The sequence below is a fragment of the Paenibacillus ferrarius genome, assembly GCF_002027705.1.
GTDB classification, from domain to species: domain Bacteria; phylum Bacillota; class Bacilli; order Paenibacillales; family NBRC-103111; genus Paenibacillus_E; species Paenibacillus_E ferrarius.
On sequence record NZ_MBTG01000067.1, the window covers coordinates 1 to 9,405 of the forward strand.

Here is a 9,405-nt window from a genome sequence, read left to right on the forward strand (position 1 = left end):
TTATCCTGCCCTTTAGCTGAGAAGTGACCGATGATGGCCTTAAAAGTACCGACGATATAATTCTCTCCTACGCTCACCGCGCAGCTGAGCATAAATCTGTGTAGTAGATGCTTTTTCATGCCCAAGCATACCCTGAATAAATTCTAGCGGTGCACCGTTATCTAGTAATTGACATGCATATGTGTGACGGAATCGATGAGGATATACATTAGCATTAATTCCCCCTCGTTTTGCCAGCTTTTTTAATGCCCAACGTATTGTTGGAATCGACAATCGTCGGGTCGGATTCGTTTCAGTAACAAACAATGCTTTACAAGTATCCCCACGGCTCTCTAAATATCTTTTTAACCAAACCTTACATTCGGTAGTGAAATATACCTCTCTTTGTTTAGAACCCTTACCATTCACAATTGCTGAACAGTTCTCCCAATTAACATCTTCAATATTTATTTTCTGAACCTCTCCAACACGGCAGCCTGTACAGTACAGAAACTCCAACAGAGCATGCTCCCGATGAGAATGACAGGTAATCTTAAGATGAATAACATCCTCCTCAACTAGGAATTTCGGAATACGTTTGTCCATCTTAGGTTCTCTCAACTTGTGAGAAGGATTCCTTGTCATATGGCCTTCTTCAAATGCAAAGCGAAATAGGGAGCGTACAAATCGAATTCGATGACCTAAGCTACTTGGTTTTAATCGCTCTGATGCTCTTGCAAAATAATCTTTTAGCATATTTAAGAATATTTCTTCAATCTCCAGATTACCCAGTTCACGAATCAACATGTTGAGTTGTAGAAAGTATGCTTTCATGGTATGCGAGCTGAACCCCAGGATACGTTTGTCAGCTTCATACAGCATCCATAACTCCTTCAATGTCATAATAAAAACCCTCCCAAATATATGTTATCTCTAGCTTTGCTAGAATTGGGAGGATTTAATCTTAACGCTTAAGCTGTGTGTTGTACTAGCGTTCACCGTTAGCGCAACGTAGTTATTATAAGCAATGTCTTACTTTATCCATTATTGTATCAAGCGCTATTAAGATTTCTGCCTGCTGTTTCTCGGAATATCGATTCAAGGCCGCATTCATAACTGGATCTATATGAATAAAGTAATCAACTGCCTCTTTCGATATCTTATCATCTTTTTCCCACTCGATGGCTAACTGACTTAATACTGTACAAATCTCATCAACTTTACTTTTATCTAAACCGTCACCCATCCTTAATTTAATTAGCAACCCGTCATCTTGATGTAAAAGCAGATCTCCGAGATATTTTACTAAGTCTTTTTCCATAGTATCCTCCCTAAAACAAACCTTAGCTCGTATGCGTAAAAGAGCCAGATGCTCGCTGCAAGCTAAAACAATTATTCGAGAAATATAATTAATTCCCTCCTTATTTCCAAGAGGACTACCACGTTATTCTGCCCGTTAGTTCAATCATAGGTATCCTTTCCAGGTATTTCTATATCCACCTCATTCACTCCCGAACCCATCTGTCGGGAATGAGATCAAGTTCTTGTCATTGGCTCGTGACAAGAACTTGATCCCATAAAATAAAAAAACCGCGATTTACGCGGTAATTAATGAGACAATGTTCTTGTCACCCGACAACGGTTTAGTTTAAATGACAAGAACCTGTTCCGATTCAGACAAAGGCAGCCGATCATGTGTCGGCTGCCTTCATGTCGTGATTGAACTATCGTTCTTTGTTAGCGTAACGAAGAGATGCAACGACGGCGGGTTGCGATAAAAAAGCTCAAATAGTCACTTCTCCAATTTTTGCCAACTATTTGGCACCAGCATTTCTATTACATCATTTCAGCAAATTGCCACTTTAACGCTTTTTATTAAAACAGTTATTGCATTTATTCTCCACTAAAGCTTTTCGCCCATTCAGCAACCCTCCGACTACTTTCTTCTTCTGACAAATCCTCAATCCTACTCATAATGGACCATCTTACTCCAAAAGGATCCAATATACTTCCGAATCGATCACCTGAAACAAAGTTTATAACCGCTTCCCTTACTTTTGCTCCTCTTGCTACCGCATTTTCAATTACCTGATCAACATTAATTACGTAAATTCCTAAAGAATAACACGCATTGTCTTCATCTGGCGGCAAGACCAATTTATATGCCGGATTCGCTGCTCCCAGCTGCAAAAAACCATTTCCAAAATCTAATTCCGCATGAACAATTATTTTATTGCCATTTCCATCAGGATATTCAGTAATATCCTTAACCCTTGCATTGAAAACAGTTTTATAGAACTCTATTGCTTCAAAAGGATTCTTCACTGTTATAAATGGGGTAATAGATGTACAGCCGTTGGGTGTTCCATTCTTTGTATATTTACCTGACACTCCCATAAATTTTATGCTTTCAGTCATTTTTACTCCTCCTTTAAATGATCATAACATATCAATTTTATGCTTATACCTTCATTGGATTGAATTCATCAACTCATAGAAATATTTGGATTCATGAGTCTTATTAAGACTATACCAGGCATCTAATGTTTTTGAAGAAAACACACCCAGAGCTTTCAAGACGTGTACAGAAAATTCCAACGGAGCTATTCCAGATGCAGTGATCAGTTTTCCATCAGTTACAGTAGACTCCATTTTGTAATACTTTTCGCCCGTGTAAGTGGGACAGATCATTTTAAGGTATTCCAGATCATTGCTTGTATGCCAACGTGAATTCAGCAATCCTGTCTGGGCAAGTCCCATTGTTGCACCACAAATCGCTGCAACCAATATACCTTCCTTTAAACACCTCTCAACGATTTTTAAGATCGGTTGGTGAATTGTTTCTGTCCATGTATTTCCACCGGGTAAAATCAATGTATCTATGCTTGCAATGCTGCACTCATCCAGTTTGATGTCAGGCAGTAATTTCAATCCGCCCATTGTAGTTACAGGAGTCTTTTCAATTCCCACGGTAACTATTTTTGATGGGGCCAGCCCCTTTTTATAATATCTTCCCGAGTTCAGTTCGGCAGTTAAGTAACCTATTTCCCAGTCTGCCATTGTGTCAAACACATAAAGATATACCGTATTATTCATTTGCAAGTTCTCCTTATTTTATTAATCAAGTGATACCAACCATCCATCCATCCATCGGTAATCATTGATTATCATCATTATAAAATAGCTTCACTGACATCTGCTGTCAGTGAAGCTATTAAAGTTGATAATATTCCATTAACTCCGACGCAACAGCAACAAGTTTTTCCTTCAAACTCTGTGGTTCGATGACTTGAATGGATTTCCCGTAGGATAGGAGAAAATAAGGGACATATATATGAATTGATTTTTCCTCAAGTAAAAAGATTGCTTGATTTGATGTCCGCTCTTTCAGATGATGCCCCAAAAACCAATGCAGGCATAAGTCATCCAATGCCTCTGACCTGCCTCCGATAATTAAAGAAATTAACCCATCCTTGCCCACTAAATCAGGTAACAGATTTTGCATAAAAAATTCACGGGCCGAAAAAGCTTCGGAACGCTTAAATATGATTTGAGTACGCTTGATTTGTAGAATCCGTTCTGCCCGAAAGCTGCGGATCTCGTTCCTTAGGTGGCAAAATGCAACAGAATACCATTTATTGTTCCAGTAAACCATTCCATAGGGGTCTATCACCCTATTCTTGGGTTGATCATCACGGCTTGTGCGATAATCGATTTCTACAGAGAATTCGTTTGCTATAGCTTGCTCCAATTCCGCCAATACCAGCTGAACAGAAGGGTCTCCCATGCGGATTATAACTTCAAATCCAGCCAAATGACGGCTAAGTATACTTTCCTGCTCCTGATTCGAATACATTTTCAATTTTGATGTCGCATTGCCTAATGCCTCACTCAAAGGGTATCCGGCTTCTTTTGCAAAAGCAGCAGCATGAAGGAGTGCCTTTTTTTCTTCAATATCAAATAGCAGAGGTGCTCTGATAAAATTATTCAGCAAGCTATACCCGCCATTATGACCTGTGTCGGATATTATAGGCACTCCACTGGCACATAGTGCATCAATATACCGATAAACTGTCCTTATATTTATTTCTAACTTTTCGGATATTTGTTTTGCAGTCATTTTTACGCCCGAATTCAACATCCATAGAATTGCCAGCATATTATCTTTTTTTGGCATAACATATACCTCATCTTTTATTAGACCTCAATATTTTATAAATATCTTTTTTATCTTCTCAAGGATCGCACAAAATTATTAGCTTTGCGAATCGCTTGCATCCCTTTATTCATCAATCTTTCAGCCTTTCAATCCTCACGCAGCATTCAACGTGTGTCGACTTCCGTAACTTAATCAACAATCTACAATTTTAACATTGCGGCTTCTACCCTCAACTCAACTTTCTGCTTTACCACTACTTGTGATACGGTTCCCCGCAATTGATTTTGAACTATCCTGCCCGTTAGTTGAGCAAAGGGCCACCTCGCGGCAGCCCTTATAAATTGAACTAAATTTTCCAGGTAGTGTCATCGATACGATCAACTTAAAGGCGAAATTCTTGATAATTCTCATGATTCAAAATGATACTCCATATCTCCCGCCATTGCCGCTGGCGTATCGCCCGTCTTTCGAAAGTCATGGGCGTGCAAGAGTTGAAAATCCCCAAAATCCACTTGTTTATAAAACTCGTAACATGGAAACCCATCATGGCTTCCTTTAACCTGCACAGTGCCATCCTTATGCGCTTTAATCTGCAGAGAGTAGTCAACCGTCGGCGCATCAGGACGAAGTGGATTGCTTGCGCTTGCTCGCATAGTTAAAGATACCGTATCCCCGTCCCATAATTCATCTTCAATTCGAATACCGTCTGTAGACGCTTTTCCTTGTTTGTATTCGACTACGCCGTCTGGGGCTGTCATTTTGAGGACAGTAGCACCCGTATCGGAGAAAGATGTCGTTCGTTGCTTAACGAAGTCAATAACGACCTCCTGCTCTACACGACAACGCCCTGTGTTTACTGCATAAGGAGTAAATTCCCTTGCATCCCCCTGATATTCATAAATCATCCCTGTAGAATCTTGTATTGGTGGTAGATATAACATACCGCCGATAAACACACTACCTCTAATTTTGATTACTTCTGCCATAACAGAAACTCCTTGACTCTAAGTATTTTTAAAAGATATTTATTGTATTCGATTGTAATTAATATTTTTCCTTTCTTGTAGCTCTACTGACCGTTAGCGTGGAAAATGCAGTCGATAAAATTCGGATGCCTTTTCATTGTGGTAATTGAACAAAAGTATTCGTTAGCACAACGCAGCTACCGATCTATGTCAGCGGCCGTGTCTTAATTGTTTATTACGCTATAGTATCCGTTACTTCAATCCGCTAGGTGGAAGGAAAGGAAGCCGCGAGAAACTGACGGCTAGTTGGCGGCGGAAAAACTGTGTCGGCGGATCCGGAGTATCTGCGCAATTAGTAATCAAGATCGAGGTGAGGCGGGGGGTTACTCCCGGCCCAGTGCGGACTTTCGATCTTCTAGCATATCGGCATAAATTGCTCTCCGTTCGGCTGCGATGCTCTCGACGGATTGCAGATGCGCGATTTGTTCTTGCAATTGGTCGATGTGCTTCGTCAGCAGATCCACGCGTTTGCTTAAAATTTGAGCGGTCCAAGTATCGGGCTGTTCCTGCTGCATCAAAAGACAGCCATCCTGTGCGAACAGTGCGATATCCTCGAGCCTCATGCCGGTTTTTTTCAGCCCGTCGATAAACGCGATAATTTTCAAATCCGAATCCGTATAGCGCCTTGCCTGACTTCCGTCCGCGCGCTGTGGTTCGGGTAGCAGGTTGATCGATTCGTAATAGCGCAGCGTCGAAGCGGGTATGCCGGTCATTCGGGATACTTCGCCGATCGTGTACATCCAAGTGTATCCTCTCTATATGTTTATTCATTGACCAACACAATTTTACCTGCGGTCGAGGAAGTCTCCAACATTTCGTGCGCCTGAACCGCATCCTCCATCGGAAGGATGTGGGGAACGAGTGGCTTAATTTTTCCTTGCGCCAACAGATCAAGCACTGCCGCCGTATCCTCCCGGAACCAATCGGGCTGTTTCTGCTTCAACCCCGTAATGCTGTAAAGCGAAATGGGATTTCCGTTCTCGGTAGCCTGCTGTTCGGCCAGCCACTTCCATTCGGCCGCCCAGTCTTCCGCCTCGCCCTCCTGAAGGATGGCGGTATAGCCGTAACTGATGAACCGGCCTTTGGCACTTAAGGTTTGCAAGGATCTGCGATAGTTGTCGCCGCCGATCGGATCGAGCACGATGTCCATGCCCTCTGGCACTTGTTCCCGGAGCACTTTAACAAAGTCCTGACTGCGATAATCGATGGGGAAGGCCCCATATGACGTGACAACCGCTTGTTTGACCTCGGAGGCGGTGCCGTATATCTGAAGTCCGGCGAGCTTGCCAAGCTCCAACAGAGCCGTGCCCACGCCACCGCTTGCCCCATGGATCAATAATCGCTCGCCCTTGGTGGCGCGTGCCAGACGGTGAAGCAATTGGTATGCGGATACGTAATTCAGAATGACCGCTGCCGCAAGCAAGGTATCGATACCTTCCGGAATCGGGAACAACTCATCGGCTTTGGCATAGACATGCGTGGCATAGCCGCCGGTGCCGTTGAAGAAGACGCCCACCTGTTGCCCCGGATGGAAGTGCTCCATTTCCGCTCCTGCCTCTTCGACGATTCCAACTGCATCGTATCCTGGTGTATAGGGAAGCGTCAAGGAGACCGGATATTTCCCCGTCCGTCTCAACACATCGCCGAGTGCAACACCGGCAGCTTGAATCTTGATCCGAAGCTCTCCCGCGAACGGGGTGCGAAGCGGCTCCTTGACCCATTCCATCGCCTGCGGACCTCCGAATTGTTTGACGACCCAATGCGAACGAAACATAAGCATCTCTCCCCTGGTTGAGTGATGCTTCTCATTGTAGCGTTTAAAGTTAACTTTAAGTCAAGGGAGAAAAATAAGTTAAACTATCGTTTCTCGTTAGTTTAACGTCTGTAAGTATAGAGTGAAATGTTTAATCTTTAGATTTTAAATAAACAATCAAACTAATGAATGCTAATACAATACATGGTAAATAAAAATACTCCGCACTATCTTTAGATAACCCCCACCAAATTCGGTCTTCACTAGTTATTTGGGCAGTGAGACCAATAAAGTAAATTGCCAAAAGTATACTGGAGACCATTACAAATACACTGAATTTACGCATTATCTCCCTCACTCATTTCCATTTATTGTTCTCCTAATGTAGACGCTGTCGATTATCAATTGTTGTGAAAAAAATTTATTCAATGTACGGATTAAATCTCCTCTCAACCCTTATCAGATCATTTTCCGCACCCAACAATCCTTTTTCAGATAACCGTATCATAAGACAACGTGTAAAATGCTTGAAATTAATTCGACTATGTCGTCTAGTTAATTCATTCACTGTAGGTAGTTTTACATCCATAAGCCACTCACATATTACCGAGAGAGGTACTTTCCCCAACTCCACCATTGCAGTTACAGTAGTAGCTATACGCTCATCCTCTTCTGAACTGAACACTTCTGGAGCACTTTCAAGTATTGAGTTTAGTCCACTCCACACCAACTTGCACTCTTCTAACCCTACGTACCTGTTGCGGACACATTCATCAAGGGCATCAGAAATATGGGCTGCTGCATGTGCCCAACCTTTTCCTTCTACATATCCACGATAATCCTTTTCACTCTTACAATAGGTGATTAGCGTATTCATTATTTTACGAACTTTATTTTCGGTTAAGTATTGATCCCTATTATCACGGATAAGTAACAACGCAATTAATAATGAGGAAAAGGAACGCAAAAAGATACTATCTGTACCTACTTCCCCAATCCTATTGAATAACATATTATGAGAAATAGCATTATTGAGCAATTTCACTAATTGTTCATCTGGAAGTAACTTTTTTTCCAATAGCCAATTATCTAGAATCCTATACGCTAACTTATCACGTAACTCTGGATCTGTAGAAGAAAGTAAATCAACAACTTGCTGAACCATCGAATATTCATCTATTCCTTGTGGTAGAGAAAAATTATTTCCCACGATTATTCTTAATTCTTCTTTGAGCACTTTCTCAACTCCAATTTCCCATTCATTCTTCCAAACATAAATGCTATATAACATACCATGTAGAAAACTCCTACTAGTATATTACCTTATTTTCACAAAATTCTCTTTAAATGTTTTGAACATTCCTGACCGTTACTTCAATGAAGCGAGGAGCTGCATCGCTGCAAGCTCCTCTACTATCGTTCACCGTTGATTATTTCACCATTAATCCATTGTCTAAGCCAGCTGTTGCATGTGTTTTTAAATTCTTATTCGATAACTCTTTTAAAATAGCCGTCGCTAACAAAGTTACACCAATAATCATAAACAAAATGCTAATTATATATGGAATTCTTAACAACGTTTCGTCCAAAGCCATTGATAGTTTTCCAGGAGGATCGCTCCATCCCCCCATATGCGGGACATAATTAGCTATTGCCAAATATACCGTACCAAATAGTAATGTTCCTGAAAATAATAAACTTGTTCCAGCTACTAAGATTGAACTTCTCATAACTAGCACCTCTATCCGTTTATTATGGTTTAATAACTCAATATTACCATAATATAGAAGTTTAATATTCCATTATTCTGCCCGTTAGCGGAGCGAAGGGCTGTAACGCTGCAACGCTTGCCAAATACATCTTATTTCTCTAAGCGACAATTGGTACAACTTTTATAGTGATCCGACTGTTTATCAACGCTTCTTTTGATGAAGCGACTACATCACATCCCCTATCATCATATACATGAAATATAGTTCCTGCGGAAATATTGACAAAAAAACATCATGATAAATCAAAGGTCTGATTGCAACATCATTATTACATATTGCCTTAATCAAACTTCCATACTTAATGTTCCTTCCGTAACACTTTAAAATGAACCGATGTGTTTCAAAATCATCTATCTCATAAACATTAGCAAAAACATAAGGAATTACTTTGTGCTGTAAGCATTTCAGTACATCTTTATTATTAATATATCTTCTATAAACCTTGGGCTTTCGTCTTAATGGATTTGGTTCATCAGCAAAATGTGCATTAGATACAATATATATTTCATCATTAGCTTTATGTAAATACCTGTAGATACTAAGTGCCCTATCATAAACTTGTTCCATATATAATGCTTTATCAACCTTGAACAGCGGTGGGTTTCCAAGTTCAAAACGAATGCCATAGTCCCAATTATAGAAAAGAGGTGGGCAAAGCATTAGGTTGGGAAAATACTTCTGTAAATAGTCATCCAGAGCCATCAGACACCTCTTTTA

10 protein-coding genes and 1 pseudogene are annotated in these 9,405 nt (G+C 40.8%); all 11 read right to left on the reverse strand.

The window, feature by feature from the left end:
• Positions 1 to 39: 39 nt before the first annotated feature.
• Entirely contained in the window at positions 40 to 882 is an 843-nt protein-coding gene (locus BC351_RS38785) for a tyrosine-type recombinase/integrase (RefSeq protein ID WP_079419886.1), read from the reverse strand.
• A 115-nt stretch (positions 883 to 997) separates the two neighbouring features.
• The gene (locus tag BC351_RS38790; RefSeq protein ID WP_079421040.1) at positions 998 to 1,300 is read right to left on the reverse strand and encodes a hypothetical protein; all 303 of its coding nucleotides are present in this window, start codon (positions 1,298 to 1,300) and stop codon (positions 998 to 1,000) included.
• A 572-nt stretch (positions 1,301 to 1,872) separates the two neighbouring features.
• The gene (locus BC351_RS38795) at positions 1,873 to 2,397 is read right to left on the reverse strand and encodes a VOC family protein (protein WP_079421041.1); all 525 of its coding nucleotides are present in this window, start codon (positions 2,395 to 2,397) and stop codon (positions 1,873 to 1,875) included.
• Between the two features lie 51 nt (positions 2,398 to 2,448).
• Positions 2,449 to 3,075 carry a type 1 glutamine amidotransferase family protein gene (locus tag BC351_RS38800; protein ID WP_079421042.1) on the reverse strand — a complete coding sequence of 209 codons (627 nt, stop codon included), beginning with the start codon at positions 3,073 to 3,075 and terminating at the stop codon, positions 2,449 to 2,451.
• 118 nt (positions 3,076 to 3,193) lie between these two features.
• Entirely contained in the window at positions 3,194 to 4,156 is a 963-nt protein-coding gene (locus tag BC351_RS38805; RefSeq protein ID WP_079421043.1) for a helix-turn-helix transcriptional regulator, read from the reverse strand.
• A 389-nt stretch (positions 4,157 to 4,545) separates the two neighbouring features.
• Positions 4,546 to 5,124, reverse strand: coding sequence for a DUF3238 domain-containing protein (locus tag BC351_RS38810; RefSeq protein WP_079421044.1), 579 nt, complete (start codon positions 5,122 to 5,124; stop codon positions 4,546 to 4,548).
• Positions 5,125 to 5,486: 362 nt separating this feature from the next.
• Positions 5,487 to 5,903, reverse strand: coding sequence for a MerR family transcriptional regulator (locus tag BC351_RS38815; protein WP_079421045.1), 417 nt, complete (start codon positions 5,901 to 5,903; stop codon positions 5,487 to 5,489).
• A 23-nt stretch (positions 5,904 to 5,926) separates the two neighbouring features.
• On the reverse strand, positions 5,927 to 6,937 hold the full coding sequence (locus tag BC351_RS38820; protein WP_079421046.1) for a zinc-binding dehydrogenase: 1,011 nt from the start codon (positions 6,935 to 6,937) through the stop codon (positions 5,927 to 5,929).
• Positions 6,938 to 7,337: 400 nt separating this feature from the next.
• Positions 7,338 to 8,207, reverse strand: coding sequence for a DUF2785 domain-containing protein (locus BC351_RS38825; RefSeq protein ID WP_079421047.1), 870 nt, complete (start codon positions 8,205 to 8,207; stop codon positions 7,338 to 7,340).
• A 139-nt stretch (positions 8,208 to 8,346) separates the two neighbouring features.
• Positions 8,347 to 8,646, reverse strand: coding sequence for a hypothetical protein (locus tag BC351_RS38830; RefSeq protein WP_079421048.1), 300 nt, complete (start codon positions 8,644 to 8,646; stop codon positions 8,347 to 8,349).
• 139 nt (positions 8,647 to 8,785) lie between these two features.
• Positions 8,786 to 9,390 (reverse strand): annotated as a pseudogene (locus tag BC351_RS38840) (DUF3885 domain-containing protein).
• Positions 9,391 to 9,405: the final 15 nt, after the last annotated feature.